The following is a 26,500-nucleotide window of genomic DNA, read 5'->3' as shown; positions in this document are numbered from 1 at the left end:
TAATTATGCTATTTTAAAAATATTTTTAGCATTTTCTGTGGTAATACGGTCTATCTCAGAGAAATCTTTTCCGTAGATATCTACCAGTCTTCCAGCAACCAGGTCAAGATACGAGCTTTCATTTCTTTTTCCTCTGTGAGGTACCGGAGCAAGGTAAGGAGAGTCTGTTTCCAGAACAATTTTATCCAATGGAACTTCACTCAGAAACTGATCTATTTTCCCGTTTTTGAACGTTACTACTCCACCGATCCCTAAAATGAAATTAAGATCAACAGCGTGGTGTGCCTGTTCCAGATTTCCAGAAAAACAGTGAAAAATTCCTCTTAGTTTCGGATGTTTTTTTCTTTCTAACACTTCAAAGGTCTCATCAAAGCTTTCTCTTGTATGAATTACAATCGGAAGGTCTTTTTCTATGGCCCAATCAATCTGCTGTTCAAAAGCTTTCACCTGAATGTCCAGTGTTGTTTTATCCCAATACAGATCAATCCCGATTTCCCCAATTGCAGGAAAATGTCGCTGGTCGAGGTAATTTTTTACGATTTCGAGTTCTTTTTCCCAGGATTCAGGTTTTACATAACAAGGATGTAATCCCATCATTGAAAAAATCTGTCCCGGATATTCCGTTTCCAGCTGCAGCATTTTCTCGTGGGATTCGGAATCAATTGCAGGAAGATAGAATTCTGTAATTCCTTTACCTAAAGCTCTCTGAATGGCTTCTTTTCTGTCTTCATCAAATTCTTCTGCGTATAAATGTGTATGTGTATCAATCATTTTTCTTAGTATTTTAACAGATCTTCATAAGGGTTTTCAAGCCCGAGCAATATTCCGAAAGCCGGCTCGGTTTTTATTCCTTGTTTTTTCAGTTCTATTATTTTTTGTTTAAATTCTTCTCCTTCTTCCTGCAATATTTTGTATTCAGCAATCATATGGAGGTAAGCATTTTGCTGTTTTGTGGGCTTATTTTGCCCGAAAATCTCAATGGGGAATCCTTCCAGTATAAAATTCAATGTAATGCATTTTTCACCATTTATGATAGGATGTTCGACGGCTACATCGTGAGGAATACATCTGGTGAGCATTAAATCATCCAGAAAGTCTTCTTCAAATCTTAAATCAACCTCAAAAATAATATCCAGATCACTTCCTTCGATATCAATTTCAATAGGAACTGTTCCTGCCAAAATGGGTGAATAAGCCTTTAATTTTTCAAGAATCTGATATTTTGCAAGAACATCATACGCTCTTTTCTGTCTTTCATTGCCGTTTTTCAGATAGTCAATTCTGGTAAAGTCAAGCATTTAAAATATTTTATGTTTTACCTTTTTACGCTGAATTTCAATTCTCTGATCTAATTTCTCCCTGAATTCTATAAACTTAGGGTCTTTCTTGTCACTGGTTTTATGCTCCAGCGCCTTGATAATCTTAAAATTTTCTTTGATAAAATTCTGCGTCTCTCCTGAAAAATAGGCATTTCCAAATTTCTCAAAAATATAATTAACCGCCTGTGTACTGGGATGAATCATATCTTCTTTATAGAAACGGTAGTCCCGCAGATCATCCATCAAAATCTCATAAACCGGAAGGTAATGACAGTCTTCAAAAAGAGAAATGGACTCGTGAATAGCGGTGATTAATTTGGATTTACTTAGCTGATTTTCTACCATTCCGTCTTTAGTGTGTCTTACAGGTGAAACGGTAAACAGGATCTGTACTCCTTCTTTGCAAATATCTTTAAGATCCAGAATCGTCTGGTAAATAGAACTTGTAAGCTCCTGATGGGAAAGCAGTCTTTTTTCAAAAAACTTTTGCGGGATTTTATGACAGTTGGCCACAAGCTTTTTCTTGGGAAGAAACTCGTAAATAAATGAGGAGCCGTAGGTGATAATGATCCAGTCAGCTTCCTGGAGAAAGGCATTTCCGGCTTCAATAGCTCCGTTTATTTTGTCTAGGGTCTGATGAATATACCGGGTATCAAAACTAGTGTGGTGATCCAGAGAAATATATTCTTCATTATAGGTAATCAGTTCTTCTTCTTCATAAAATGCAGAATCATGTAATCTATTGATTGCATGATTGATTGAAAAAGGATTAAATATCGTCCCGAAAGGGTTATTGAGTGTCTGAAGTTGACCATTTTGCAGTAAATCTGTCATTTCAGTGGCAAAACATGAGCCAATTGAAAATATTTTATCTTCAATCTCAATCTTCTTATCTGATGCAGGAATATCAACTTCTGTTCTGAATTTCATCGTATAGGTATTAGTCAGCAGGAAATAGGTAGCTGGTAAATTGCTGTTACCTGCTACCTACCCTCTACAACCTCTATTAACTTTCTCTTCTCAACAAATAATTTGCCAGTTCGATAAAAGGTTTTTTCTTTTCCTCAGGAACATCTATTTTCTGAAGATAGCTTTGTCCGATTTCATTATGCTTTTCAATCAGACGTAATGCTTTTTCGTCTACTTTTGTTCTTCTGAATATCTTTTCTACTCCGTATACTTTATCAACGTTTTCAGTCTTTTTAGAATACCAGTAATCCAGTTCTTTTCTTTCTTCATCGGTAGCGTGCTCTCTTGCTAACAAATAAAGAACGGTTTTCTTGTTTTCGTAAATATCTCCGGCATGTTTTTTTCCAAACTGTGCCTGATCACCAAATACATCAAGATAATCATCCATAATCTGGAACGCAATTCCGATATGTTTTCCGAAATTAAAAATAGCTTTGGCATCTTTAAAATCAGCTTTTGCAATCAAAGCTCCGATCTCAAATGATGAAGCGCTCAAAACTCCTGTTTTATAGGTAATCATTCTGATATAGTCATCAAAAGTAACATCTTCCTGAGTTTCAAAATTGATATCATACTGCTGTCCTTCACAAAGCAGAAGTCCGGTGTGGGTAAATATTCTGATACATGCCTTAAAGATTTCCGGCTCCAGATCCTCAAAAAACTTGTAGGCTTTAAGCATCAGTCCGTCTCCGGAAAGAATTCCCACATTAAGACCGTGTAAAGTATGAATGGTAGGCTTATTTCTTCTTAAAGGAGCTTCATCCATAATATCATCATGGATCAGCGTGAAGTTATGGAAAAACTCGATAGCCAATGCCGGCTTAATTGCCTGCTTAAGATCTCCTCCGAACATCTCGCAAGCCATCAGCACCATAATAGGACGAAGACGCTTTCCACCATGGGAAATAATATAGTTCATCGGCTCATAAAGCTCCGAAGGTTTATCTTTAAAAGTATATTTAGTGATGGCGTCCGCAACAATCTGCTGGTATCTGTCTAAAAATTCCATAAAATCTTTTAATTTGAACAAAAATACGATTTTTCGAGGCTTTATAAAACAAAAAACTTTGCCCAAACGGACAAAGTTTATATAAATATTTTAATTTTTCTTAAGAAAACAAAGAGACTAGAAGATAAGTAACTCCAGCTACAATTGCAGAGATTGGAATGGTTAAAATCCAAGCCCAAAGTAAGCTTACCGTTATTCCCCATCTTACAGCTGATATTCTTTTTGTTAATCCTACCCCAATGATGGATCCTGTAATCGTATGTGTTGTAGACACAGGAATAGAAAGGTGTTCTGTAATAAATAATGTAATAGCTCCTGCAGTTTCTGCACTTACCCCTTCTAATGGTGTTACTTTCGTAATTTTTGTACCCATAGTCTTGATGATCTTCCATCCTCCGCTCATAGTACCTAAAGCAATTGCTAAAAAGGATACTAACGGAACCCATAAGTAATGCTGAGCAAAATAATTAAAACGTTCACCGGAAGCGATGTTCAAATATAAAGGATCATGAATCATATCTACATGATAGAAAATGATTGCAGCTCCAATAATACCCATAACTTTTTGAGCATCATTCAACCCGTGAGTCAAACTAAATAATGCTGAAGATGCCAGCTGTAATCTTTTGAATGATTGATCTGCTTTGTGAGGGTTTGATCTCTTATAAAGGTGGACAATAATAAGTGTAATGATTATTGAAATCAACATCCCGATAAAAGGAGCTAAGAAAATAAACAAGAAAATAGGGATTACTTTATCAAACTTTACAACACTTTGATGGGTAACCTGTATGAAAGCTTCTTTTATAGTCTCCCAAAACCCTAGATTTGGCTGTACTGCTGCTACATCATGATAATCCATCATAAAAGCATGCATTAAAGCCGCTCCTAAAAACCCTCCAATCAACGTATGTGAAGACGAAGAAGGAATTCCAAACCACCATGTCAAAAGATTCCAGGCAATGGCCGCAACCAAACCTGAAAATATAACTTCTAGATTGATAAAATTCTCATTAACTGTTTTGGCAATTGTATTACCAATTTTAAATTCTCCAATAACATAAGCAGCTAAAAAGAACGCTGCAAAGTTCCAAAGCGCTGCCCAAAGTACAGCCTGGAATGGAGTTAAAACTTTTGTAGAAACAATAGTCGCAATTGAGTTGGCTGCATCATGAAAACCATTGATATAATCGAAGATCAGGGCCAACGCAATAATAACTACAAGTAAAATCGGAAATTCCATTTTTTGCTATGTATTAGGCGTATTTAATCATGATGTTCTCAATTGTATTGGCAACATCTTCTGCTTTATCCGTTACAATTTCAAGGTAATTTAATACAGATGAAACTTTAATAATGTTGATTGCATCATTGGTTTCAAATAATTCTACCATTGAATTGGAAAGCAAATCGTCAGCAATATTCTCAATAGAGTTCACTTTAATACAAGCTTCTTTCACCTGCTCCATGTTTTTGAACCCTTTAAGGTTTTTCATTGCATTCTGAATTTCAAGACATGCTTTATGGATCAGTAAAGAGAAGTCTGAATAAGCCTTCATCTCAGGTGATTTGTAAAGGAAAATATATTTTGTGGAAGCGTAGATATAATCAGCGATATCATCCAGTCCTGTTGCCAGTGTATGGATATCCTCACGGTCAAAAGGTGTAATGAAGTTTTTCCCTAGTTCTACGAAAATTTCGTGAGTAAGTTCATCATTCTTGTGTTCGAAATCACTCATTTTTTTCAACATTGAATCGTCGTTAAGATCGAAATCCTTGATTCCTGTGTTGAATTCTTCTGACATTGCAACTAGATTTTCAGTTACTTTTTCGAAAAGTACAAAGAAGATTTTATCTTTTGGTTGAAAAGCGTGGAAAATATTACCAATTCCCATTTTTTAGTATTTATAATTCGAGTGCAAATTTCTTAAAAAAGGATTGTACGTGAAACTATATGACATTAAGTTTTGTTAACATTAGCTTACCCCTTGATTATCAAATAAAAAAACCGGCATTAATGCCGGTTTTATATAGTAATTTGTAAGATTTAGTTTGCTACTTCAGCTCTCATATCTTTTCCTTTGAACTTCATAGATTGAATATTGCTCAAGACGTTGTCTTTAAACGATTTTTCAACTTCGAAGAAAGAGAATTTCTCTAAGATTTCGATATCTCCGATTTCAGCTCTTTTTTTGGATTTTCCATCACCAGTAGCCTTATTGATAATATCTAAAACATCAAGCTTCTTCAAGTGGTCTTTTTTTCCAAGATTAAAGAAGAATCTTACCATACTCTCATCTCTTCTTCTTGGCTTTCCACCACGATCTCTGTCTCTTCCGCGATCTCTGTCTCTGCTGTCTCTGTCACGTCCGCGGTCTCTGTCTCTATCACGTCCACGGTCTCTTCTTGAGTAATCATCATCTCTGCTGCTTAATTTCTGCTCAACAAGATCGTGTTTATCTTTGTAATATAAAGCAAGATCCTTCAATTGGAACTGTAACAGCTGGTGCACCAATTCTTCTTTTGTAAATTTGCTTAGATCCGGGATTAAGCTATCATCAAATTCGAAAAGATCCTCGTGCTCCGTCAATAATTTTTCGAATACACCTCCTACCTGAGCTTTGATAATATCATCACCCGTTGGAATGAATTTTTCGTTAATTTCAATTTTTGTTGCAGATTTGATCTGCTTCAGTTTTCTGCTTTCTTCAGGCTTTATTAAGGCCATAGAAATACCGTCTTTTCCAGCTCTACCTGTTCTTCCGCTTCTGTGAACGAATACTTCAGGATCATCCGGTAAAGAGAAGTGAATAACGTGTGTAAGAGAGTTTACATCCAATCCTCTTGCTGCAACGTCTGTTGCTACAAGAATATCAATGTTTTTCAATCTGAATTTCTTCATTACCGTATCTCTCTGCGCCTGAGAAAGATCACCATGAAGAGCATCAGCTGCATACCCGTTCTGCATCAGGAAATCTGCTACCTCCTGAGTTTCCATTCTCGTTCTACAGAAGATAATGGAGTACTGATTAGGGTTAGCATCAATTAATCTCTTCAATGCTTCTTTTTTCTGACGGTACCCTACTACATAGTATTCATGCGTAATGTTCTTCTTCACTTCGTTGATAGAACCTACTGAAATACGGTGTGGTTTTGTAAGGTAATTTTTGGAAATTCTTTCCACCTCTTTATTCATCGTTGCAGAGAATAAGAAAGTTTGCTTAGTTTCCGGAGTTTCGCTTAGAATGGTTTCCAATTCGTCTTTGAATCCCATAGAAAGCATTTCATCGGCTTCGTCTAATACCAACCAATGAATCGCAGAAAAGTCAAGTGCTTTTCTGTTGATAAGATCAATTACTCTTCCCGGAGTTCCCACGATAATCTGTGGTTTATCCTTCAAAGATCTCATCTGATCTACAATACTACTTCCACCATAAACTGCAGTAGTTTTGATGTCTTTCATGTACTTAGAGTAATTCTTTATGTCCTTCGAAATCTGAAGACATAATTCCCGTGTCGGACAAAGCACCAATAATTGGATTTTGCGACTCGTATCGTCAATCATATCCAAAATCGGAAGCGAAAACGCTGCTGTCTTGCCTGTCCCTGTTTGCGCAAGTGCGATCAAGTCGCGAATATCTGAAAGAATAAAAGGGATAGTCTGTTTTTGGATTTCTGTTGGGCTTTCGTAGCCCAGTTCGCCAATTGCCTTAAGGATATCAGGACTTAAATTGGTTTCCGTAAATAAATTCATTAACTATTTTAAAATTTTTGCAAAGATACAACAAATATTTGACTTGTTTTTGAATAAAGTTTTAAATATACAATCTTAAATTCAGAATCTTTTAATATTTCTTTGATTTTTTGAAAATTAAATGTAAAAAAAACAGCCTTAAACTAAGGACTTGTTAAACATTATTTTTTTTTATTAAATTGGATTGATTTTTTCTGTGATATTTATGAATTTTCAAAAATAAAACCATAGAACGTAAATTTTTCTCTTTTTATATTCTTATGCGAAACATTGCATCTATTATAAAAGACCACTTTAAAATAACATAAAAAATATCGTCAAACGAATAAGGAGAACTTCAGGCATTCGACACTTGACAGCGACTTACTTATCAACCTATTTTAATTATCAATCCGCCACTGCCGATTCCTTTATCAACTAATATCCAGATATTACCCATACTGAAAGTTTTAAAACCTGAATAGATTTTGTACATTTGAATTGTGGTACGAATTTTCAATTCTAAATTCCGGGATTGAAAAGCCTGCCCAATCTGACTTAGCAACAATACTAAAAACACCTCACACAATATGTCTGCAAGCATTTCTTCCAAAACATTTGATTTTTTAAACAAATTAAATAAAAACAATAACCGCGAATGGTTTAACGAAAATAAAAAACTGTACACTGAATCTCAGCAAAATGTTGTTTCATTTCTTGATGAACTGATTAAAGAGATGTCTGGTTTTGATGAAGAACTTGCTAAAATTGACAGTAAAAAGGCCCTGTTCAGAATTTACAGAGACACGAGGTTTTCAAAAGATAAATCACCTTATAAAACCAATTTCGGAGCCTCTCTGGGAATGGGAAAAGGCAATCAGAAAGGAGGTTACTATCTTCATATGGAACCGGGAAAATCCTTTTTAGCCGGAGGTATTTACATGCCTGAATCTTCAGTTCTGAAAGAAGTACGTAAAGAAATATCGTTATATGGTGGTGATTTCCTTAAAATTCTCAATAATAAGGATTTTAAAAAGCACTTCCCGGAACTTGACCAGGACGACAAACTGAAAAAAATCCCGCAAGGTTTCGAAAAAGAAGATCCTATGGGAGAATACCTGAAACTTAAAAACTTTATTGTAGTATATTCTTTAAAAGACGAGGAGGTACTGGATAAAAATGCAGTGAAAAATATGACTAAAGTTTTCAAGCTGATGAAGCCATTCAATGATTTCCTGAACACTCCTTTTCTTTAATATGCAACACATATTTCAAAGACAATTAAGCCTTCTGTTTCTGAATATTTTACAAAAGTTCGGGGGATAAAAATGCCTCTGTGACAAATTTAAAATCCATTAAAAGCAACGGATTAAAAAAACAGAAACCAAAGATAATTATTGAAAATCAACTTATTATATTTAACATTTTTTAAGAAAAGTTTTACATTTTTGCTTATCTTTGCTGTTCGTCAAAACGCATACGATGTCTTTATACCAAAAAATCGCAGAGAAACTACAATATATAAGTCCGAATTTCTACAAAAAAAGATATTTTAAAACGTTAAATAATCTTAATAAAAATAATTTTTCGGAACGCAATGTAGAACCGGAGCTGGTATGGATCAAAGAATACCTTCCTAAAAATGCTGTTATATTGGACATTGGTGCGAATGTAGGAACTTTCCTGTACCAACTGGAAAACTCCTTAAACCATGATAATATTTATGGTTTTGAACCTAATAAAAAGCTTTGCAGACGACTGAAAAGGCTGTTTCCAGCCATGCACGTCTTTCCTCTGGCTCTTTCTGATGAAAACAGTATTGCCGAGTTCAAGGTACCCATTATTAACGGAAAAACAGTTGCTTCCCGCGGTACTTTAAACACTTCTTACAAAGAAAAAGGAGAAGAAAAAAGCTATACGGAAAAAGTAAAAGTAATCAAACTGGATGAATGGGCTGCACTGGAACATTTCAAAAGGCTTGATTTCATCAAAATAGACGTTGAAGGAAACGAAATAAAAACCCTTTCCGGAGCGAGAGAAACCATCCGTCAGTTCAAACCAACTTTGATGGTTGAAATGGAACAGAGACACCACCAGACTCCGATATGGAATGAAATATCTGAAGTGATGAGCTGGGGATATGAAGCAAAATATCTGAACAGAAACAGCTTTACCCTGGAAAATCTTACAGAGGATATCATAACACAAAATACAAACGACGAAAAAAATAAAACCCAGTACATCAACAATATTATTTTTATACCTAAAAACATTTAAAACGACTTTATGAGTGTAGTAGCGAGACAAGGCTTCAAATATTCCATTATCGGTTATATTGGTTTTTTGCTGGGCACAGTTTCCGCAATATTCATATTTCCGAATGATTTTGAATTTTACGGAAAGCTTCGCTACATTCTTCCTACCGCAGAGATGCTGGTTCCTTTTGTGGTCCTGGGAATTTCCTATTCCAACGTGAAGTTTTTTCATACGGTGGAAAGAGACGGCAAAAAACAGAATATGCTGTCATTGTCTTTGCTCACTGTTTTTATCAACTTTCTTATTTTCACGGTTGTATTTTTTATACTTCCCTATTTTTATCCAAAATTCAGGCACTCGGAAGCTTGGAAGATCAAAGAAATGATTCTTCCTCTGATTTTAATCCTTTCGTTTTGTGCTATTTTCAATAAATACACCTCCAATTATAAAAGAATTGTAGTTTCTAATATTTTCGACAATCTGTTTCCAAAAATTGCAAATCTGGGAGCTTTCTGCCTGTTTTTCTTTGCCTTATCACAGAATATCACTGCTGCAACGTCACAGAAAATTGCTTTTGCATTCTTTTTTGGAATATTCTTTTTAATGCTTTTGGGGTACATTTATTACACCAACAAACTGGAGAAAATCAAGCTTGATTTTAATACGGATTATTTTAAGAAAAATAATTTCTGGAAAGAGTTCTTCAATTACAGTTTCTTCGGATTTCTGGGAACTTTTGGAAATTATCTGGCCATCAACAGCTTTATGATCGGGGAATTTATGGGGATGGAAGAGGTAGGAATCTATTCTGTTTTGTATGCGCTGATCTCATTAATCTCTATTCCACAGCTTGGATTATTTAATATTTCCGCTCCTATCATCAACAAAACTCTGGCAGACGGAGATATGGTAGAGCTGGACAGGTTTCACAAGAAAACATCTTTAACGTTATATTTCCTTGGTGCTGTTCTATTCTCATGCATCATGGTTGGATTCCCGTATCTGACACAATTCATGCCCAAGAACGGAACGATGCTCAGAGAATATGAGCCTGTAGTCTGGATCTGGGGTTCTGCTGTGCTGATAGATCTGGCAACAGGTTTCAACGGAAATATTATTTCACTTTCAAAATATTACAGATTCAATATTCTGGTGATGCTTTTACTGGCCGGACTGACTATTGGGCTTAACTATTATTTCATTAAAAATACAGACCTTAAACTGATCGGAATTGCTTTATCTACGGCTATTTCTCTTTCCATTTACAATGTAGTGAAGATTATTTTCAACTATTTTGTATTTAAAGTTTCACCGTTGAGTATTGAAATGATTTTTGTTTCCATCATCTGTACTTTGGCTATTACCGTGGCTATTGTTCTTCCCAACTTCAACAGCAATCTGATTAATCTGGTTTATAAACCGGCAGTTGTTCTGATCCTGATCTACATCGGAAATTACTTCACCAAGATTTTTCCGATTGAAGACTATCTGAATATGAAGTTTATTAAGAGTGTATTTAAGATTAAATAGGTTTTTAACCAAGAAAACGAAGACATTTACTTTAAAGGCTTATATCAGACTGATTAAGAATTGTTCCAGTTTTTTCTGCACTACTTCTTTGCTGTAAGTTTTATAAAAATCAAATGGAGTTTCTGATAAGGTCTTCAACTGGTCAAGAACATTTCCTTTCTCAGGAATGATAAAATCTAGTTTTGAAGGATAATTTCCCGGAAAAACAGCCCATTTTCCGTAAGCAACAGCATCACCAAGATTTCCCGTCATTTTAGTCACTCCATACGTTTCTTTCATGCTGAAAAATTCTGTATCCTGCTGAATCGGACACCATAAAACATCTGCTTTCTGCATCCATTTTTCAAAATTTTCAGAGGAAACTCTTTCGGAGAAATAAGTAATATAGATATTTTCAGGCAGTCTTTGAGACAGTTGTTCTAACTGCTTTAATTCATGGTCCTTTGCTTTTCCAAGGAATACAAACTCATAACGTTTATTTGTATTCAGATCCTGAATAGTTTTAAAAATATAGGAATAATCCCTTCTCTTCTGTGAAACGCCACCTGGAATTACCACCACAAGGTTTTCATTTCTTGCTTTATCAAAATCTCTGGTATAAAACAGTGGCAAAAACTGATGTCTTTCTGAAATCAAAGCTTCATCAAGCACTAAAAGTGATCGGGAGGTCTGATAAACTTTGGTTTTATAAAATAGTCCTTCTTTCAACCACAATTTAAGTCTGAAAATAACATCTCCTTTGAAGATACTTTTCAGCAGGTTCAGTTTTGAAGCTTTGGTAAAATTAAGATTATGGGTAATGATTGCTGTATTGTACTTTTTTGTTACGGCTAAAAATGTATTAAAATAACGATGTACAGTTCCAATTACAACCAGATCATATCCTTTTCCCTTTAGCTGATCCAGAATCATAGAACTGTCTGACAGGAAAACATTTTCATTGCTATCAATAATCTGATCTTTAATTCTTTTTGAAAAATAATAGTCTACGGCAAAATCCTGAGAACCCTTCATAATATCCATGAAGGCCTGAGCAATTTCTGCGTGGGTATCTATTTCTATGTAAGCTATTTTTTTCACGAGGGGGAGTTACATTCTTAAGTTTCGGCTAAAGCCGATGGATTTTATTTTTTTGATTAAACGGGCTAAAGCCCATCCCTATTGATTTTACAAATAATAAGTTATTTTTTTCTACATTTTCAGCCATTTTTTTTTCAGCATTCTCCAACGCTGATCATTGACGGCTTTTTGCTCTTCTTTTGTAATTTTAAGCTCCATTTTTTTTGATCTGCAATTTTCATAGGAATTGATAATATCAAAGAAAAATGATGGAGACTTACTTTTCATCGCTTCTTTTGAGGAGGCAATATAAGCCAGAAACCTGTTCAGGCCTAAGAAATAAAAATACTTTCCATAATAATCCGCCGGCCGTATGGTGTAATCGGCTCCTTTTACTTTAATCAGCTTCACATGAAGTTCCGGAAGAACAACTTCCTTCCATCCCAGATTTTCCAGTAGTATGGAATCTATATTATCCCATCCCAATGTCTCTCTTAAACCGCCGATCTGAATGAAACATTCTTTACGGTAAGCTTTCATAGGGCCTCTTACATGATGTTTATTGGAATTTCCTTCATAGATCCAGCTTCCGTCTTTTTCTATGTATAAAAGACCTCCTACGAGACCATATTCCGGATTGTTTGCAAAAGCTGTTTCTACTGCTGACAGATAGTTTTCGGGAAGGATGATATCGGCGTCAAATTTACAGATGATATCAAATTCATCCATCTGTTGAGTCCGGAGACCATTTTTAAAAGCATGAACGACTTTCGATCCGGGCTGATGTTCAGATTTCTGAAGATTAATCGTTTCAAAACGGGAATCAGTCTTGGTATATTTCCTGATGATTTCAGGGGTTCTATCTACAGAACCGTCATTCACTACCACTACTTTGAAATCTTTGCTGCTTTGCTTTTGTAAAGAATCCAGTGTAAAGGAGAGGTTATCTTCTTCGTTATGGGCAGGAATTATGATTAAAAACCTCACGGGAATTATAAGTGATTAATGATGAATAATCAATGATAAGAAGTTTTTTAAGACATCAGTTATCATTGATTACTCATCGTTTAAAGATTTTATTTGTTATGCGGTTTCAGCATATTTTTCGGATCAAGGATTTCGTCCAGTTTCTCCTGGGAAAGAATTCCTTTTTCAAGAACAAGGTTGTAAACACTTTTTCCGGTTTCCAATGCTTCTTTAGCAATCTGTGTAGATTGTTTGTATCCGATATAAGGGTTCAAAGCTGTTACAATACCGATGCTGTGCTTCACCATATTCAGACAGATTTCTTTATTGGCAGTAATTCCAACCACACATTTCTCACGAAGGGTATCTAATGCGTTGCAAAGGAAATTGATGTTTTCCATGATCGCGTGAGAAAGTACCGGTTCCATTACGTTAAGCTGTAATTGTCCTGCTTCTGCTGCAAAAGTTACGGTAAGATCATTTCCGAATACTTTGAAACAAACCTGATTTACCACTTCCGGAATTACCGGATTTACTTTACCCGGCATGATAGAAGATCCCGGCTGCATTGGCGGAAGGTTGATTTCAAAAAGACCTGCTCTCGGACCTGATGAAAGTAATCTTAAATCGTTACAGATTTTTGATAATTTCACGGCAAGACGTTTCGTTGCTGAAGAGTAAATTACATAAGATCCGGTATCTGGTGTTGCTTCCACTAAATCCGGTGCTGAAACAATCGGGTATCCGGTAATCTGAGCTAAGTTTTTAGCACAAAGTGTGGCATATCCTACAGGAGCATTTAATCCTGTACCGATAGCTGTTGCCCCCATGTTCACTTCTACAAAAAGACTGGCATTGTTATTCAGTTTAGAAATATCTTCTTCCAATGTAGCAGCATAGGCTTCAAACTCCTGTCCCAAAGTCATTGGAACAGCATCCTGAAGCTGTGTACGGCCCATTTTGATCACATCATGAAACTCCTGTCCTTTTGCACGGAATGCAGCAATAATTTTTTCAAGTTTTTCTACCAGCCCGATATTCATCTGCAGCAATCCCATTTTGATGGCTGTAGGATAAGCATCGTTGGTGGACTGGGAAAGGTTGATATGATCGTTTGGTGAACAGAATTCGTATTCTCCTTTATTTTTTCCTAATTTCTCCAATACGATATTGGCAATTACTTCATTTGCATTCATGTTGATGGAGGTTCCTGCCCCACCCTGAATCATATCTACCGGAAACTGTTCATGATATTTCCCGTCTACAATTTCATCACATGCTTCTGCTATTTTAAAATATAGGTTTTCGTCCAGAAGTCCTAATTCATAATTCGTTTTTGCGGCTGCTTTTTTTACAAAAGCCAACCCTTTTATGAAATCCGGATATGAAGACAAAAGCTGTCCTGAAATTTTAAAATTGTTGATAGCTCTTTGTGTCTGAACCCCATAATAAGCATCTAAAGGCACATTCAGTTCACCTAATAGATCACTTTCTTTCCTGAAATTTTCCATTACAGATATTTTACTGTTTTTGATCGTTTAAAGATAGCAAAAACGCATCTAACCGATGCGTTTTAATTTGAATTATTTTACCGGATATTTTTGATTTAAAGCTTGCAGTATTGCCCATGTTTCGGCATCCATAATTCCGTCATAATTCTGTGGACGGAAGTGGTACTGGAATGCTTCAATTGTTTTTTTGGTGGCATCATCCCATGTTCCGCTAAGCTCCAGCCCGTATCCGAATTTCTGTAGTGAAGTCTGAATAAGGAAAATAAAGCTGGATTCATTATATTTTGCTGTAATGTCTGCTTGCGCTGCCTCAAGATAAGTCTGCTTGGCTGCCTCATCATACCACATCCCAATCTGGTATTCGTCATAGAGCTTTTTCCATGGGAACATAGGTCCCGGATCCTGTTTTCTTGTAGGAGCAATATCTGAATGAGCAAGTACATAAGTAGGCTGAATCTGATATCTTGTCACAATATCTTTAACCAGTGCAGCCACTTTTTTCACCTGGTCATCGCTAAAAGGAGCAAATGTTCTCTTACCAGTACTATCTGTAGTATAGCCGGCATTTACAATTTCAATACCGATAGAGGTATCATTAAGATTTTTGTCATTTCTCCATGAACTTACACCTGCATGGTATGCTCTTTTGTTTTCGTCTACCAACTGATAGATCTCGTTATCTCCTGTATTGTTTACCAGATAATGGGCACTTACCGCCTGCTGGGTAAGAACGGTAATTGATTTATCATCTGCAAGAGCGGTATAATGTAATATTAAATATCGCTGTCTGAAGTTTTGGGCTACTGCAGGGAAATAAGTCTTTACAACTTTATATCCTGCCGGTTTTGCAGATACAATAGAACCATAACTTGCGGTATTGTCATTTTTTGTTGGGTCTGCTATATTAGTAGTAAAAAAATCTACTCCACGATCAGATACTACTTTTGGTTTCGGAGCAACCGGAGGGGTTGTCTGAACCGTCGGTTTCGCCTGTGTTACCGGGGTTTTCGGTTTGTATGTATTTTTTTTTACATTTTGTTGAGAAGTACATGAAAAAACAAAAGTGCTTAATCCGATGATATATAATGTTTTACGCATCAGTTTGGTTTTTGGATGATTTATTACTTCAAAAATACACAAATTTTTCTTGAATTTTATTTGGTAAATAAAGAAATCTGTTCTATATTTGCACTCGCAATAACGGAACAACGATCATTAAAAAATCAACAAAAAGGAGGGTTGCCGGAGTGGTTAACGGAGCAGTTTGCTAAACTGTCGACGCGAAAGTGTCGCAAGGGTTCGAATCCCTTACCCTCCGCTCTTCTATATATTCGGGGCGTAGCGTAGTCCGGTCATCGCGCCTGGTTTGGGACCAGGAGGTCGCAGGTTCGAATCCTGCCGCCCCGACTGTTTTAGTAGTTTTCTCAAAACTACTTTATGGGTGCGTAGCTCAGCTGGATAGAGCATCTGCCTTCTAAGCAGACGGTCAAAGGTTCGAATCCTTTCGCGCTCACTGAAAGACTTACTAGAAATAGTAGGTCTTTTTTGTTTTTATTAACTTCATACAATTACCCGTACATCTTATTTTTACACTAAAATCATAAACTTTTTTTTGTGTATATTAGTTTTATGTGCTATTTGTTATATACTTCATTCTAAATCTTTAGATAAATTCTATCGGACACTCATGCAAACAGTTTACGAACTCTTAATTTTAAACTAAAAAGACTGTCTTAAAATTGAGACAGTTTTATTTTTTTATATCCATCTCAGTTTATATATTTCCCGACACAAGGAAAAATAAGACGAATTGACACCATTTTCTTCTGGCATTGTTTTCGACCAAACAGTAAACAGTTTCTACATAAAGCGTTTATTTTTTATTAAATTTAAAACCAAATAAGAAAATGAACAGGCATTTGACGACTGTATAATTTTGAATAGATGAAGAAAATACTTTACACTTTTATAATTTCTGTAATTGCGGTTTTACTCCTGAATAAAATTGTTTTTAAAGATGTCCCTGAAAAAGAAAAACAGGAATTGCTGAAAGACGTCCAGCAATATAAGCATCCTACAAAAAGTATTTCTATGGAATACACAGACAACAGTGACCTGAAAGTTCTGGATGCTGTGCTTAAAGATAACAGGATTGTCATGCTGGGAGAAAACGTCCATAGCGACGGCGCTACGATGCAGGCCAAAAGCAGACTCATCAAATATCTCCATGAGAATCTGGGCTATAACGTTGTATTGTATGAAACCGGACAATATGATACCTGGATAATGAATGAGGAAATGAAAAACCACAGTCTTAAAGTTCCTTCGGCTTCTATAGGAGGATTGGGACTTTTCGATTTTTGGTGGGACAACAGGGAAACCCAACCTATTATCAGCTATTATCAAAAAACCAAAACTTCATCTAGCCCGATAGAACTGAGCGGGTTTGACATTCAATTTTCCGGAACAGAACTGTATGACAGACGAGGTAAGCTTTTGAAGGATTTTTTAAGCAAAAACTCGATTGATCTTAAATCATTTCCTCTTTTAAACAAAAATCTTAATCAGATCTCTAACTTTATGTATAAAGGATTTGCCGGAAGAACTTTACCGGGAAACCAGAAAAAAGACTTTCTCAATGAGATTACCCGATTAGAACAAGTGATTTCAAAGCTTGAAAAGACTCCTGAAAACAGAATATATACCCGGTATTTACATGATATGAGAAACAATTTCGATAAAACATGGAAATATGAATCAGGATCTATGCAGAGTATGCAGTTCAGAGACTCTCTGATGGCTAAAAATCTTATTGATCAGATTGATTCTGTGTACCAGGGACAAAAGATTATTGTGTGGTGCGCAAACCTCCATACTTTCGCAAGCCGGTATAGCAAAGATTATCTGCCTCTTGGCGCTTATATCAAAAGTAAATACGGAAAGGCTTCTTATATGGTTGATTTTTCATCCTATTCCAAAAATAATAAAACAGGAACTCCTATGAATAGGCCTGGAAAGCTTGCCATCGAGAATACGTTTCATGCAACGAAAACACCTTATTTTTTTATTGATCTCAGAAGTATTCCGGAAAGTTCTGTCCTGAAGAAAGAGTTTGTATCCACCATTAACCAGGGAACAGATCAGAAAAAGGCCTGGAGCCGGTTTTTTGACGGAATATTTTATATAGACACCAACACTTTTTTAACCTCTCATGAATAATGGAAAGCATTACGACTAAAAACCTCAGTTATGCCATAGGCTCTAAAACTATTCTGAACAATATCAACCTCAATATTCCTGAAGGCAGTATTTACGGCTATCTGGGAAGAAACGGCGCGGGAAAATCAACTACGATTAAACTTCTTCTGGGACTTCTGGAATCATCTGCAGACAATATTTTCATTCAAAATAAAAGTTTACAGCAGAACCGGACAGATATTCTCGCCAGTACAGGGAATCTGATTGAATCTCCTTGCTTTTATACCAAACTTACCGTTTTTGAAAACCTTAAATACCTTGATATCATCTATGGCAAAGGAAATAAAAGGATTGATGAGGTGCTGGAACTGGTAGATCTTCATAATGAGAAAAAGAAAAAGGCAACAGCTCTATCAATGGGAATGAAACAGCGTCTGGGAATTGCGATGGCTATTTTTCATGATCCGAAAGTTCTGATCCTGGATGAACCTCTTAACGGACTTGATCCTCAGAGAATCTTTGAAATGAGAAAACTCTTCCAGCATTTGAATGAACAGGGAAAAACGATATTTCTTTCAAGCCATATTTTGAGCGAGCTTGAAAAAACGGCAACCCACATTGGAATTATTGAAGGCGGACAAATGATTTTTCAGGGGACAAAAAATGAACTTTTAAGCAAAGTGGAAAAAGAGGTTGTTTTAAAAATTAATCCTGTTGAAAAAGCATTATCTCTACTGCAAGACACTTTTTCCGCAACACTGAACAATACGAATAAAATTTCAGTAAAAATCAACGATGGCAAAGAATTCAACGGACTTCTCACAACGCTGATCCAAAACGGAATTGATATCTATGACATAGAGTCTCAAAGCACGAATCTTGAACAGATCTTCATTAATTTAATTTCTAAAAAACATGACTAATACCAATACTTTCTTAAAAGCTTTTTCATCCGAGCAGTATAAACTCTCGAAAAACAAAGAGATTTTCGGGATTCTGCTGCTTCCTGTTTTAATCATCTTTGCGATTGATCTGTATATGGTGTATGATGTGCTCCGTTCCGGAGTGGAAGAAACAGAGGGAACAGTAAATCCCTGGAAAATGTCATTAGGAAGGACTGTATTTATGTTTTTCTATCTTCTCTACCCTATTCTGGTATCACTTTTTGTACATGCCTGTTGTGATGTGGAATACCGGAATAATAATTATAAAATTCTTTTTACCCTTCCGGTTTCAAAGACCAAAATATTTCTTTCAAAAGCTCTGTTTATCCAGATCACGGTTCTCTTTTCTGTGCTTTTTTCTTACCTCACTTTTTTGCTAAGCGGATATCTTCTGGAAATTGCCTTTCCACAACTTGGATTTCAGAATTATGATTTCAGGGAAGTGATATTTTATGTCTTTTTGAAGTTTTTCATTACGCTTTCTGCAATTGCGATGGTACAGTTAACTTTGAGTCTTTTCTTTAAAAATTTCATTTATCCTATCGGTTTCGGGGTATTTATGCTGCTTTTTGCGACGATTATTCATCAAAAATCTTTTGCTGATTTTTTAATTTATACCGGAGGTTACAGATCACTGGAAGATTTTCTAAACGAAAACATTGCTTTTGAAAGAATGGATTATTGTAATATCGCTGCCATATTTATCTTCATGGCTGCGAGTTTTTATCTTTTTGTAAGGAAGAAAGGGATTTAAAAAGATCGAAGATGGAAGCTTGAGGATGGAAATTACTATCTTTACGCTTCCGTGCCCAATATTTATGCTACTGTTTTTACTTTTGTTCCGCTTTTGGCAGCCTCGATTTTCTTATTATTTCTAAGCTCACGCTTCATTTTACGATAATCCCAGGGTGCAACAGCATTCACATCCTGCCAGAGACCGACTTTTCTATATTGTGCATTTTCCTGAATTTTACCTAAAGAAGCATCTTTGGAGTAAGAAAAATACCACCATCCCATTCCGGCTTTGATAAGCTCTTTGGAAAGGTATTTTCCATCATCATAATAAACCTTTGCAATAGATCTCCCATAACGGTCTGTGTTCGTCTCAACAAAGCTTACCGTTTTCCCAAATACCTGGGCAGAAGTAAACTGTTTAGCATTTTTCCCGAATGCCTGTCCACTTTCCGGACAATCGACTTCAGCCAGCCTGATTTTTTTCTGCTGATTGCCTTTTAACAGCAAAGTAATGGTATCTCCGTCTGAAATTTTGATCACTTTTCCGGTAGTCTGTGAGAATAGAAATACAGGGAAAAGTACGTACAGCAACATTAATCGTTTCATGGGGCAAATATAGGGATTAGTCGTTATTACAGATTAAAAAACCTCGCGTTTTGCGAGGTTTTTAATTACTTTGTACAGAAGTGATACAAGGATAAATACTTATCTAAATTATTCGAAAGATCTATTTCTTAACTTATCTAAATATATATACAACTTATTATCTCTTCTAATAAAATCATAATAATAGTATCTTTTATTTATTATAAAACAATAATTCTCAGTTCCTATTGATAACCTAACAATAGAATCTTTTTTCCCTTTAATAGAAAAAAATTAAAATTATGTTCATAATTTTCTTCTGTATCTATATATTTTTTTATTATTTCATTATCAAACTCTACCTTAACAGTATCTTTAATACCTGATCTAAATAAAAATTTATATTCATTGTGGTCATATTTTTCTTTACTATTATAATTTAAAATTATCTCATTTGATCCACATTCATTTTTTATTTCCAATGGACCTTTAATCGATTCACATGAAAAAAATAATATAAATAAAATCAAAGAAATTAGAGTCTCTTTTTTCATTTTATTTATCTCCAAAATCAAATTTTTCAATCTTATCAGAATTTTTAATAACTATCTCTAAAGAGCCATTTGGTTTTAGTATAGAATCTCCAACAGAAACCTTATCCCACCAATCTCTATAAACCACTATACTATCTTTATTGCCATACACCAAAAATGATATATTGTGATTATCATAATTAATATACTTTTTGCTAACTATTGATTTTATATCCTTATCTCTAATTTCATCTAAAAAACGGCCTTCGTTTTTTGACGAAAATATAAATTTATATAAAAAAACTAATGCAGCAACGATTAAAATCATTAATAAATTTTTATTTCTATTCATTTAAAAAATCAATTTTTATATCCTTACAGAAACAATTTCTAACAGACTATGTTTTTAATACCATCACCCGTTAAAGGGCATTGCTACATATGTATTTTCAAAAATATTCAAGGGCAAAGTTTCGGTTATTGTTGAGCAAGCTTTATCACTCTTCACAATGCAAACTTTAAGTAATTCTCCACGATGATGGTATCCATTTAAGATCAATGCCTGAATACCATCAGTATCTAAAAGCCTGACAGCCGCTCTAAATTTATCTACTGTATCCGTTAATTCCAGAAATCCTAAATCAATATCAGCAAATGATATATTCTTATCGGTCACAATCTGAACAAAACGTTGTCCTGTATCGTATGCAGTCAGGTCTTTAAATTTTTTATCTACAGTTATAAGATTGGTTTCTAAACAATCCAGATATACTTTTTGTTCTCCTGACAGATAATTTCGGGTATGCAGCTTAGCTTCCTGTAAGATCTCAATATCATTTCTCCTGAACGCTCTTTTCCACTCATCAATTTTTACTAAAATATCTTCATCTGCATACTCCCATAAAAACGAATACACTTTTTGATCAGGAAAAAAATTTCCCATTTGAATTTCATCTTCGCGATTATAAAACAACCAGAAACTTTCGTACTTCAATTCGTTATGTTCAAAAAAATTTGACAGGTAATAAGCATTGGTATCTCTATATTTCTTCATAAAATTAATTGAATTTTCGGCAAGCCTTTTTGCCGGCAATAATTATACTTCCCAATAACCAATATATATCGGCACTGATGAATGGATCTTCATAAAATCATCATATTCAAAAGAGTGAAAGTAAAAATCTTCAATATTGACCTCAATTTTATCAATCTTAATTTCCTGATGTAAAAAAAATGTAAGGAATTCTTTTATAAAATCATTGATATTAATGTCTACACTCTCATCAATATATAATCCTCCATTCATCTGATTTTCAGAATAACCACCTCCCCAAAACACAGAATTATTTTCTATAAATGCAATAAAACTGTCTACAACGTATTCCGACAAATTTTCATGAATCATTATTGTAAACTCAAATATATCTTTCATTATTATTTTGATCAGTGTATAAAGTTGAAATATCAAAAGGAAACGTAATAGATCTGAGGTCCGAATTTTTTGTTTTCCTAAAAATAATATCAGAACCAATGAATAATGATTCAGCCTTCAATAAAAAAACATGATCTTTTTTATTATTCTTTTCAAAGATCACATTGATACTATTCCAATCATCTGTAGTAAGTTTCTTTTTCTTCATTATATCCCAAATTTTATGAGACGAAATTTCATCTATTTTTACACAATAATATGTTTTCTCTCCATTATTAAAATCTTTATGAATACAATTAAAAATATACACATCATCTTCAAATAAAGTAACTGATGTTATAATATCATCATACCAGTCAAGTATATATAATTGATTAATAATCACTTTGCATTTATTTTTACTACTATTACTATTGAACAGAATTGATTTTAATGGTTTTAAAGATTTTTAAAAACAACTCTTTATTCTCTTCACTCAAATCATTGACAATAATTGCCATTTTATTTTTATGCACATCTACGCTGTCAAAATGAATCCCTATAAATCCTTTATTAACTTTTTTCGGCAACATAATCTGTGCTCTGTGTTTATTGATTGTATCGTAGTAATAATAATTAATATTAAAAATACCATTCTTAATATCTCTTTCAGTGTTTTTTGAGAAATAAGCCTTTAACTCTCTGTTTTTATATTTTTCATATAATTCTTTATCATCAGTAATGAAAAAAGAATCATCTTCAAAAGGCTTATAATCACCATAGTAAATATAACCTAGACGCTTATTTCCGGTATTGATACTAAATACTTGTGAATCTTCAGCCTTTTCTTTCTTAATACCAAATGATTGGGGTAAACTTAAGGATATATTGGAAATTCTGTGCGTTACAAATTTTTCATTCTTACAACAAGACGATAGTATGATCAAAAGGCAACCTAACAGAAAAAAATGATATTCAGCTTTCACATATATATTTTTATATTTCATTATGATAGTATCCTGTTTTAATGAATTAAAAACTCTTTTTTAATCTTTACCATTTCATCGATCAGCTCAGCTTTATATAAATCAATTTTAACTCCCTGAACAGAAGAAAAGTTGTGGGATTTTGCATCAAAATAATAAGCGATTTTTTCAAGAAATACATCTCCATTTTCATTCGAATACTGATCAATTTGAGCTGACACCTCATCATCAAGATAATCTTCCGGAGATTTAACGTAAAAAACCCAATTAATGGAATCATTCTGAAACGCTTTTTCCAGTGCAGGAATATAAATTTTATAAAAATCCTCTGTTTTCATTTTTTATGATTATAAAAATAAAACACCATGAACAAACGGTTTCAAATTTCAAAAAGGAAAAAAAGAGAAAAAAAATGAAATTTTTTTCATCATTTTTCAAACACGATAAGTCAATGGTTATTAACCAGGTAAAGTTAATAAAATTCTATTTACCAAAAATTAATTAAAAATTATTCTTCATTTTATTTTTTTATTTAAAAAAGTATTGTACCTTTGCAACCGCAAAAACGAAGTAAATATCGTTACTGATGACACCCTCGGGGCGTAGCGTAGTCCGGTCATCGCGCCTGGTTTGGGACCAGGAGGTCGCAGGTTCGAATCCTGCCGCCCCGACTGTTTTAGTAGTTTTCTCAAAATTACTTAATGGGTGCGTAGCTCAGCTGGATAGAGCATCTGCCTTCTAAGCAGACGGTCAAAGGTTCGAATCCTTTCGCGCTCACTTAATGACACCATTAGGACAATTTAGGCCAAATGGTGTCATTTTATTTATAAATGCTTGTTATTCAGTTTATTTAGAGTATTTTTCAGCCTTTTACCTTATTTTCTAAAGCAAAAATTTTTTCTTAAAAAACAAATGTTTTATCTTTTTTAGAGGATTTTTCGATTAAAGCTCCATATTGTTACTACGAACCTGACAGGATTCGAACCCTTTCAAGAAAAATAAACAACTGAAAATCAATCAAATACTAAAAATGTTTTTTTTATGTAGAACAAAAAGTTCGAAAAGTCAAGCCCATCAAGTTATCTATACAGGATCTCGAACACTTCAAACGATAAACAAAATACTGCTTTTCAGCACTTTATATAAATACAATTTAAAATATCAGCTTTACTCTGAAAAATCAAAAACTAATCAATCAATTTTTAGATATTTTTCAAGTTTTGTTCATACCCTAAAAAATATAATTCTTTAAAAAATTCAACTATTGCCTGGTCTGTCTGCTGACCATGGATTTCTTTTATTTTCGAGGCTGAAACAGTTAATCCAAATATGGTCTTAACACTTTCTGATAGCATCTTATCAATATTCCCTTCTATTACTTTTACTTTCTCCGGAAAAAACAACCTGATAATTCTCTGTTTGGTTATAGTATCTGAATTTTCATAAAACTCCCCTAAATGGTTAATTATGTAATCAGTTCCCTTTTCTGTATGTTTTTCAGCCACTATTTTTAAAGCCTGCTGTCTCAATTTATCAGTATTATCTTTTAAAGATTCCTGACAACGACTTCTTATTAGTATATAATCATCATAGTCAATATTCCCATTTGAAAATAGCTTTTGTGCATTGAATCCCCTATCAATCAATTTTTCCATTTCTTTCTTTATATCCTCTTTTTTCTGAATATAATCATGATGTTCTTCACCGTAAATTCCTTTGAGATACTATTGGCAAGTTCTAAAAATGGTTCTACCACTCTATTGTTCTTAAGGAATGAAAGAAAACTCAAATTGATAGCGTCAGCTCTTACCCGGTATGAACAACGTCCCATACAGTGGTAATAATAATATTTTTTAGTATGTCCCTGCGATCCACTTCCTGTAAGCGTATTTCCACAATTAGGACATTGTAGGACACCTCTAAAAATTAAATTTTCATTGACTATCCTTTTTGAAGTTAGTTTCTTAGGATGGTTTAAATCTGCGTCTTTTATTATTCTTTGAACATGATCAAATAAAACGACAGGTATAAGACGCTCATGAGTACCCTCAACAATTTTTTCAGGTTTATCTTCAAATGCCGGAATTTTTATTTTACCACAATAAATAGGATTTCTTACCAGCCGGTAAAATGCACTTCTACTGCAACTAAGCCCATTTGATACCGCATCCTTGTATATTTCAGTTAAACAATATTTATTTTGTCTCACTATAGCTGTAAAAGCCTCACGGATAATATATGCTTCCGGTTCGTAGAGGGCTATATATTTTTTTCCATCAGATGTGATTTTATTTCTATATCCTAGAGGAGCTTTGTTAATCCATCTTCCTTCCAGTCTTGCTTTTTGCATTCCCAAACGTACATTACGGCTTCTTTTATCGTTTTCTACTTCAGAAGTAGCCCAGTACATTGCCAACATAATTTTGCTTTCCGGAATTGAGAAGTCTATCTGCTGTTCAATTGCCTGAATAGAAACTTTCATATTCTGCAATCTTTCTAACATCTTGTAAGCGTCCATAATATTGCGGCTGAATCGATCCCAATAAGTAAAGAGAATAAGTGAAGATTGATTTTTAGTGAGCTTAAATTCAGCGAACAGTTTGTTCCATTCTGGCCGGTTAAATGTTTTCGCAGAATAGTCTTCGAAAATAGTTTTGGTAACAATGAGATTGTGATCTTTACAATAGTGCACAAGTCGATCCAACTGGCTGCGTTGGGAATATCCTTTTACAGCCTGTTCATCAGTACTGACTCGTATATACAGATAAACGGCTTGCATGGCGTGGTATTAATTAAAGTCCTTTAGTTAAAACTCCTATATATTAAACGAAAAACAGAACAACTTATTTGAATAATTTATATACAAGTTTTTACAAAATGGCTTTTATGCTTCGATCATATTCTGTTTTACTGGATAATAGCATGATTTATATTTATTGCAGAATCATGGCAGTAATTTGAAAAGGATTAAAATAGTGGAATTTTATGCTATTCTGAAGAGGATGGTTCGGATCTGTGTAGATATTTATTCAATTCCAATAATTATGTCAGAAAAATACTAAAAAGTATATTTTTAAAAATACTTTTTAGTATATTTGCAACGTTATACAGAAAGATCATGTTGACGAAAGCAGAAAAAACAAAGCAATTTATACTTCATACAGCGGCGCCGATATACAATCAGAAAGGTATTTCCGGAGTCAGCATTGATGATGTCCTTGCAGCTACAAAGCTCACAAAAGGCTGTCTTTATAGTCATTTTGAAAACAAGGAGGATCTTACAAACCAGGTGGTCGATCTGTTGCTAAAAAAGATATCAGACCAGATGAGACTGGAAGTAGCTAAGGGAAAAACAGTAAAAGGAAAACTGTTCAATTTTTTAGATTTTTACAAAGATCCCATCCAGACATTTGTCCCGGGAGGCTGTCCCATCATTAATACTGCAGCTGAAGCGGACGATAATTTCCCACTGATCAAAGAGAAGGTAGCATCCGTATTCCGTGCAGGGCAGGAAGATCTTACGAACCTGTTGAAACAAGGCATAGAAGATGGAGAGTTTTCAAAAGAACTTGAACCTTCTGTCATTGCATTTAAGATTGTGGCTGCTGTGGAAGGAGGCATTGTCATGTGTAGGGTAATGAATTCTACAAAACCTATGGTTTCTCTGATAAAAAACCTGAAAGCCGAACTCGAACAATATAGCAACTAATTTTTTTTTGGACTAAAATAGACTAAAAAGTATATTATTGTTTTAAA

At 34.4% G+C, this 26,500-nt stretch carries 28 protein-coding genes and 5 tRNA genes; 12 read left to right on the top strand and 21 right to left on the bottom strand.

Going from position 1 to position 26,500, the window contains the following annotated elements; all coding sequences use genetic code 11:
* Positions 1-3: 3 nt before the first annotated feature.
* From DYR29_RS20775 to DYR29_RS20745, 7 genes are all read right to left on the bottom strand, one after another.
* Complete coding sequence (locus tag DYR29_RS20775; protein WP_213278346.1) at positions 4-771, bottom strand: TatD family hydrolase; 768 nt, start codon at positions 769-771, stop codon at positions 4-6.
* Between the two features lie 5 nt (positions 772-776).
* Positions 777-1,298: a DUF4269 domain-containing protein gene (locus tag DYR29_RS20770; protein WP_213278345.1), complete on the bottom strand. Its 522-nt coding sequence runs from the start codon at positions 1,296-1,298 to the stop codon at positions 777-779.
* On the bottom strand, positions 1,299-2,249 hold the full coding sequence (locus tag DYR29_RS20765) for a GSCFA domain-containing protein (protein WP_213278344.1): 951 nt from the start codon (positions 2,247-2,249) through the stop codon (positions 1,299-1,301).
* Between the two features lie 76 nt (positions 2,250-2,325).
* The gene (locus tag DYR29_RS20760; RefSeq protein WP_047420635.1) at positions 2,326-3,297 is read right to left on the bottom strand and encodes a polyprenyl synthetase family protein; all 972 of its coding nucleotides are present in this window, start codon (positions 3,295-3,297) and stop codon (positions 2,326-2,328) included.
* 100 nt (positions 3,298-3,397) lie between these two features.
* Entirely contained in the window at positions 3,398-4,540 is a 1,143-nt protein-coding gene (locus tag DYR29_RS20755; protein WP_213278343.1) for an inorganic phosphate transporter, read from the bottom strand.
* Positions 4,541-4,553: 13 nt separating this feature from the next.
* Positions 4,554-5,192 carry a DUF47 domain-containing protein gene (locus tag DYR29_RS20750; RefSeq protein ID WP_027374906.1) on the bottom strand — a complete coding sequence of 213 codons (639 nt, stop codon included), beginning with the start codon at positions 5,190-5,192 and terminating at the stop codon, positions 4,554-4,556.
* Between the two features lie 152 nt (positions 5,193-5,344).
* Positions 5,345-7,051: a DEAD/DEAH box helicase gene (locus DYR29_RS20745; RefSeq protein ID WP_047420633.1), complete on the bottom strand. Its 1,707-nt coding sequence runs from the start codon at positions 7,049-7,051 to the stop codon at positions 5,345-5,347.
* 569 nt (positions 7,052-7,620) lie between these two features.
* Here DYR29_RS20745 and DYR29_RS20740 point away from each other — a divergent pair.
* The 3 genes from DYR29_RS20740 to DYR29_RS20730 all read left to right on the top strand — a co-directional run bounded on the left by DYR29_RS20740 (position 7,621) and on the right by DYR29_RS20730 (position 10,816).
* Positions 7,621-8,286: a DUF2461 domain-containing protein gene (locus tag DYR29_RS20740; RefSeq protein ID WP_213278342.1), complete on the top strand. Its 666-nt coding sequence runs from the start codon at positions 7,621-7,623 to the stop codon at positions 8,284-8,286.
* Between the two features lie 226 nt (positions 8,287-8,512).
* Positions 8,513-9,307: an FkbM family methyltransferase gene (locus tag DYR29_RS20735; protein WP_047420627.1), complete on the top strand. Its 795-nt coding sequence runs from the start codon at positions 8,513-8,515 to the stop codon at positions 9,305-9,307.
* 9 nt (positions 9,308-9,316) lie between these two features.
* Positions 9,317-10,816, top strand: coding sequence for a lipopolysaccharide biosynthesis protein (locus tag DYR29_RS20730; RefSeq protein ID WP_213278341.1), 1,500 nt, complete (start codon positions 9,317-9,319; stop codon positions 10,814-10,816).
* A 39-nt stretch (positions 10,817-10,855) separates the two neighbouring features.
* On the opposite strand, the gene DYR29_RS20725 is transcribed toward DYR29_RS20730, so the two are convergent.
* The 4 genes from DYR29_RS20725 to DYR29_RS20710 form a co-directional block, all read right to left on the bottom strand.
* Positions 10,856-11,896 (bottom strand): hypothetical protein, encoded by a 1,041-nt coding sequence (locus DYR29_RS20725; protein ID WP_213278340.1) that lies wholly within the window; start codon positions 11,894-11,896, stop codon positions 10,856-10,858.
* Between the two features lie 111 nt (positions 11,897-12,007).
* Positions 12,008-12,862, bottom strand: a complete 855-nt coding sequence (locus DYR29_RS20720; RefSeq protein WP_213278339.1) for a glycosyltransferase — start codon at positions 12,860-12,862, stop codon at positions 12,008-12,010.
* 89 nt (positions 12,863-12,951) lie between these two features.
* Positions 12,952-14,352 (bottom strand): aspartate ammonia-lyase, encoded by a 1,401-nt coding sequence (gene aspA, locus DYR29_RS20715; RefSeq protein ID WP_213278338.1) that lies wholly within the window; start codon positions 14,350-14,352, stop codon positions 12,952-12,954.
* Positions 14,353-14,424: 72 nt separating this feature from the next.
* Entirely contained in the window at positions 14,425-15,450 is a 1,026-nt protein-coding gene (locus DYR29_RS20710) for an N-acetylmuramoyl-L-alanine amidase (protein WP_213278337.1), read from the bottom strand.
* A 135-nt stretch (positions 15,451-15,585) separates the two neighbouring features.
* Here DYR29_RS20710 and DYR29_RS20705 point away from each other — a divergent pair.
* The 6 genes from DYR29_RS20705 to DYR29_RS20680 all read left to right on the top strand — a co-directional run bounded on the left by DYR29_RS20705 (position 15,586) and on the right by DYR29_RS20680 (position 19,248).
* Positions 15,586-15,670: transfer RNA gene (locus DYR29_RS20705), tRNA-Ser, on the top strand.
* 14 nt (positions 15,671-15,684) lie between these two features.
* A tRNA-Pro gene (locus DYR29_RS20700) sits at positions 15,685-15,759 on the top strand.
* A gap of 32 nt (positions 15,760-15,791) precedes the next feature.
* Positions 15,792-15,865 (top strand) — tRNA-Arg (locus DYR29_RS20695).
* A 431-nt stretch (positions 15,866-16,296) separates the two neighbouring features.
* On the top strand, positions 16,297-17,571 hold the full coding sequence (locus tag DYR29_RS20690; protein ID WP_213278336.1) for an erythromycin esterase family protein: 1,275 nt from the start codon (positions 16,297-16,299) through the stop codon (positions 17,569-17,571).
* On the top strand, positions 17,571-18,473 hold the full coding sequence (locus tag DYR29_RS20685) for an ABC transporter ATP-binding protein (RefSeq protein ID WP_213278335.1): 903 nt from the start codon (positions 17,571-17,573) through the stop codon (positions 18,471-18,473). Before DYR29_RS20690 ends, DYR29_RS20685 begins: the two co-directional genes overlap by 1 nt.
* Entirely contained in the window at positions 18,466-19,248 is a 783-nt protein-coding gene (locus tag DYR29_RS20680) for an ABC transporter permease (protein ID WP_213278334.1), read from the top strand. Before DYR29_RS20685 ends, DYR29_RS20680 begins: the two co-directional genes overlap by 8 nt.
* 62 nt (positions 19,249-19,310) lie before the next feature.
* Here DYR29_RS20680 and DYR29_RS20675 read toward each other — a convergent pair whose 3' ends face one another.
* The 8 genes from DYR29_RS20675 to DYR29_RS20640 all read right to left on the bottom strand — a co-directional run bounded on the left by DYR29_RS20675 (position 19,311) and on the right by DYR29_RS20640 (position 23,082).
* Positions 19,311-19,835 carry a thermonuclease family protein gene (locus DYR29_RS20675; RefSeq protein WP_213278333.1) on the bottom strand — a complete coding sequence of 175 codons (525 nt, stop codon included), beginning with the start codon at positions 19,833-19,835 and terminating at the stop codon, positions 19,311-19,313.
* A gap of 224 nt (positions 19,836-20,059) precedes the next feature.
* Positions 20,060-20,368, bottom strand: a complete 309-nt coding sequence (locus DYR29_RS20670; RefSeq protein ID WP_213278332.1) for a hypothetical protein — start codon at positions 20,366-20,368, stop codon at positions 20,060-20,062.
* A gap of 1 nt (position 20,369) precedes the next feature.
* Complete coding sequence (locus tag DYR29_RS20665; protein ID WP_213278331.1) at positions 20,370-20,699, bottom strand: hypothetical protein; 330 nt, start codon at positions 20,697-20,699, stop codon at positions 20,370-20,372.
* A 63-nt stretch (positions 20,700-20,762) separates the two neighbouring features.
* The gene (locus DYR29_RS20660) at positions 20,763-21,401 is read right to left on the bottom strand and encodes a hypothetical protein (protein ID WP_213278330.1); all 639 of its coding nucleotides are present in this window, start codon (positions 21,399-21,401) and stop codon (positions 20,763-20,765) included.
* A 42-nt stretch (positions 21,402-21,443) separates the two neighbouring features.
* Positions 21,444-21,779 (bottom strand): hypothetical protein, encoded by a 336-nt coding sequence (locus DYR29_RS20655; protein ID WP_213278329.1) that lies wholly within the window; start codon positions 21,777-21,779, stop codon positions 21,444-21,446.
* Positions 21,763-22,164 (bottom strand): hypothetical protein, encoded by a 402-nt coding sequence (locus DYR29_RS20650; RefSeq protein ID WP_213278328.1) that lies wholly within the window; start codon positions 22,162-22,164, stop codon positions 21,763-21,765. Before DYR29_RS20650 ends, DYR29_RS20655 begins: the two co-directional genes overlap by 17 nt.
* Positions 22,165-22,189: 25 nt before the next feature.
* Entirely contained in the window at positions 22,190-22,765 is a 576-nt protein-coding gene (locus DYR29_RS20645) for a hypothetical protein (protein WP_213278327.1), read from the bottom strand.
* Positions 22,766-22,782: 17 nt separating this feature from the next.
* Positions 22,783-23,082, bottom strand: coding sequence for a hypothetical protein (locus DYR29_RS20640; RefSeq protein ID WP_213278326.1), 300 nt, complete (start codon positions 23,080-23,082; stop codon positions 22,783-22,785).
* A 258-nt stretch (positions 23,083-23,340) separates the two neighbouring features.
* Between DYR29_RS20640 and DYR29_RS20635 the strand changes: the two genes are divergently transcribed.
* Together DYR29_RS20635 and DYR29_RS20630 are read left to right on the top strand one after the other, a co-directional pair.
* Positions 23,341-23,415 (top strand) — tRNA-Pro (locus DYR29_RS20635).
* A 32-nt stretch (positions 23,416-23,447) separates the two neighbouring features.
* Positions 23,448-23,521, top strand: a tRNA-Arg gene (locus tag DYR29_RS20630).
* Positions 23,522-23,946: 425 nt separating this feature from the next.
* Here the strand turns inward: DYR29_RS20630 and DYR29_RS22885 are convergent.
* A complete protein-coding gene (locus DYR29_RS22885; protein WP_249413552.1) occupies positions 23,947-24,399 on the bottom strand; it encodes a hypothetical protein in 453 nt (150 codons plus the stop codon).
* Between the two features lie 8 nt (positions 24,400-24,407).
* The gene (locus DYR29_RS20625) at positions 24,408-25,523 is read right to left on the bottom strand and encodes a recombinase family protein (protein WP_249413551.1); all 1,116 of its coding nucleotides are present in this window, start codon (positions 25,521-25,523) and stop codon (positions 24,408-24,410) included.
* A gap of 339 nt (positions 25,524-25,862) precedes the next feature.
* Between DYR29_RS20625 and DYR29_RS20620 the strand changes: the two genes are divergently transcribed.
* Positions 25,863-26,453: a TetR/AcrR family transcriptional regulator gene (locus DYR29_RS20620; protein WP_213278325.1), complete on the top strand. Its 591-nt coding sequence runs from the start codon at positions 25,863-25,865 to the stop codon at positions 26,451-26,453.
* Positions 26,454-26,500 lie beyond the last annotated feature (47 nt).

The organism is Chryseobacterium indologenes, assembly GCF_018362995.1.
Classification (GTDB): Bacteria; Bacteroidota; Bacteroidia; order Flavobacteriales; family Weeksellaceae; genus Chryseobacterium; species Chryseobacterium indologenes_G.
This window is presented reverse-complemented; position numbering and strand designations above follow the sequence as displayed.

Excerpts from the sequence above, each read along its gene's own strand:
- DYR29_RS20775 (WP_213278346.1), bottom strand. The coding sequence starts at position 771 with ATGATTGATACACATACACATTTATACGCAGAAGAATTTGATGAAGAC.
- DYR29_RS20770 (WP_213278345.1), bottom strand. The coding sequence starts at position 1,298 with ATGCTTGACTTTACCAGAATTGACTATCTGAAAAACGGCAATGAAAGA.
- DYR29_RS20765 (WP_213278344.1), bottom strand. The coding sequence starts at position 2,249 with ATGAAATTCAGAACAGAAGTTGATATTCCTGCATCAGATAAGAAGATT.
- DYR29_RS20760 (WP_047420635.1), bottom strand. The coding sequence starts at position 3,297 with ATGGAATTTTTAGACAGATACCAGCAGATTGTTGCGGACGCCATCACT.
- DYR29_RS20755 (WP_213278343.1), bottom strand. The coding sequence starts at position 4,540 with ATGGAATTTCCGATTTTACTTGTAGTTATTATTGCGTTGGCCCTGATC.
- DYR29_RS20750 (WP_027374906.1), bottom strand. The coding sequence starts at position 5,192 with ATGGGAATTGGTAATATTTTCCACGCTTTTCAACCAAAAGATAAAATC.
- DYR29_RS20745 (WP_047420633.1), bottom strand. The coding sequence starts at position 7,051 with ATGAATTTATTTACGGAAACCAATTTAAGTCCTGATATCCTTAAGGCA.
- DYR29_RS20740 (WP_213278342.1), top strand. The coding sequence starts at position 7,621 with ATGTCTGCAAGCATTTCTTCCAAAACATTTGATTTTTTAAACAAATTA.
- DYR29_RS20735 (WP_047420627.1), top strand. The coding sequence starts at position 8,513 with ATGTCTTTATACCAAAAAATCGCAGAGAAACTACAATATATAAGTCCG.
- DYR29_RS20730 (WP_213278341.1), top strand. The coding sequence starts at position 9,317 with ATGAGTGTAGTAGCGAGACAAGGCTTCAAATATTCCATTATCGGTTAT.
- aspA (WP_213278338.1), bottom strand. The coding sequence starts at position 14,352 with ATGGAAAATTTCAGGAAAGAAAGTGATCTATTAGGTGAACTGAATGTG.
- DYR29_RS20710 (WP_213278337.1), bottom strand. The coding sequence starts at position 15,450 with ATGCGTAAAACATTATATATCATCGGATTAAGCACTTTTGTTTTTTCA.
- DYR29_RS20690 (WP_213278336.1), top strand. The coding sequence starts at position 16,297 with ATGAAGAAAATACTTTACACTTTTATAATTTCTGTAATTGCGGTTTTA.
- DYR29_RS20685 (WP_213278335.1), top strand. The coding sequence starts at position 17,571 with ATGGAAAGCATTACGACTAAAAACCTCAGTTATGCCATAGGCTCTAAA.
- DYR29_RS20680 (WP_213278334.1), top strand. The coding sequence starts at position 18,466 with ATGACTAATACCAATACTTTCTTAAAAGCTTTTTCATCCGAGCAGTAT.
- DYR29_RS20675 (WP_213278333.1), bottom strand. The coding sequence starts at position 19,835 with ATGAAACGATTAATGTTGCTGTACGTACTTTTCCCTGTATTTCTATTC.
- DYR29_RS20670 (WP_213278332.1), bottom strand. The coding sequence starts at position 20,368 with ATGAAAAAAGAGACTCTAATTTCTTTGATTTTATTTATATTATTTTTT.
- DYR29_RS20665 (WP_213278331.1), bottom strand. The coding sequence starts at position 20,699 with ATGAATAGAAATAAAAATTTATTAATGATTTTAATCGTTGCTGCATTA.
- DYR29_RS20660 (WP_213278330.1), bottom strand. The coding sequence starts at position 21,401 with ATGAAGAAATATAGAGATACCAATGCTTATTACCTGTCAAATTTTTTT.
- DYR29_RS20655 (WP_213278329.1), bottom strand. The coding sequence starts at position 21,779 with ATGAAAGATATATTTGAGTTTACAATAATGATTCATGAAAATTTGTCG.
- DYR29_RS20645 (WP_213278327.1), bottom strand. The coding sequence starts at position 22,765 with ATGAAATATAAAAATATATATGTGAAAGCTGAATATCATTTTTTTCTG.
- DYR29_RS20640 (WP_213278326.1), bottom strand. The coding sequence starts at position 23,082 with ATGAAAACAGAGGATTTTTATAAAATTTATATTCCTGCACTGGAAAAA.
- DYR29_RS22885 (WP_249413552.1), bottom strand. The coding sequence starts at position 24,399 with ATGGAAAAATTGATTGATAGGGGATTCAATGCACAAAAGCTATTTTCA.
- DYR29_RS20625 (WP_249413551.1), bottom strand. The coding sequence starts at position 25,523 with ATGCAAGCCGTTTATCTGTATATACGAGTCAGTACTGATGAACAGGCT.
- DYR29_RS20620 (WP_213278325.1), top strand. The coding sequence starts at position 25,863 with ATGTTGACGAAAGCAGAAAAAACAAAGCAATTTATACTTCATACAGCG.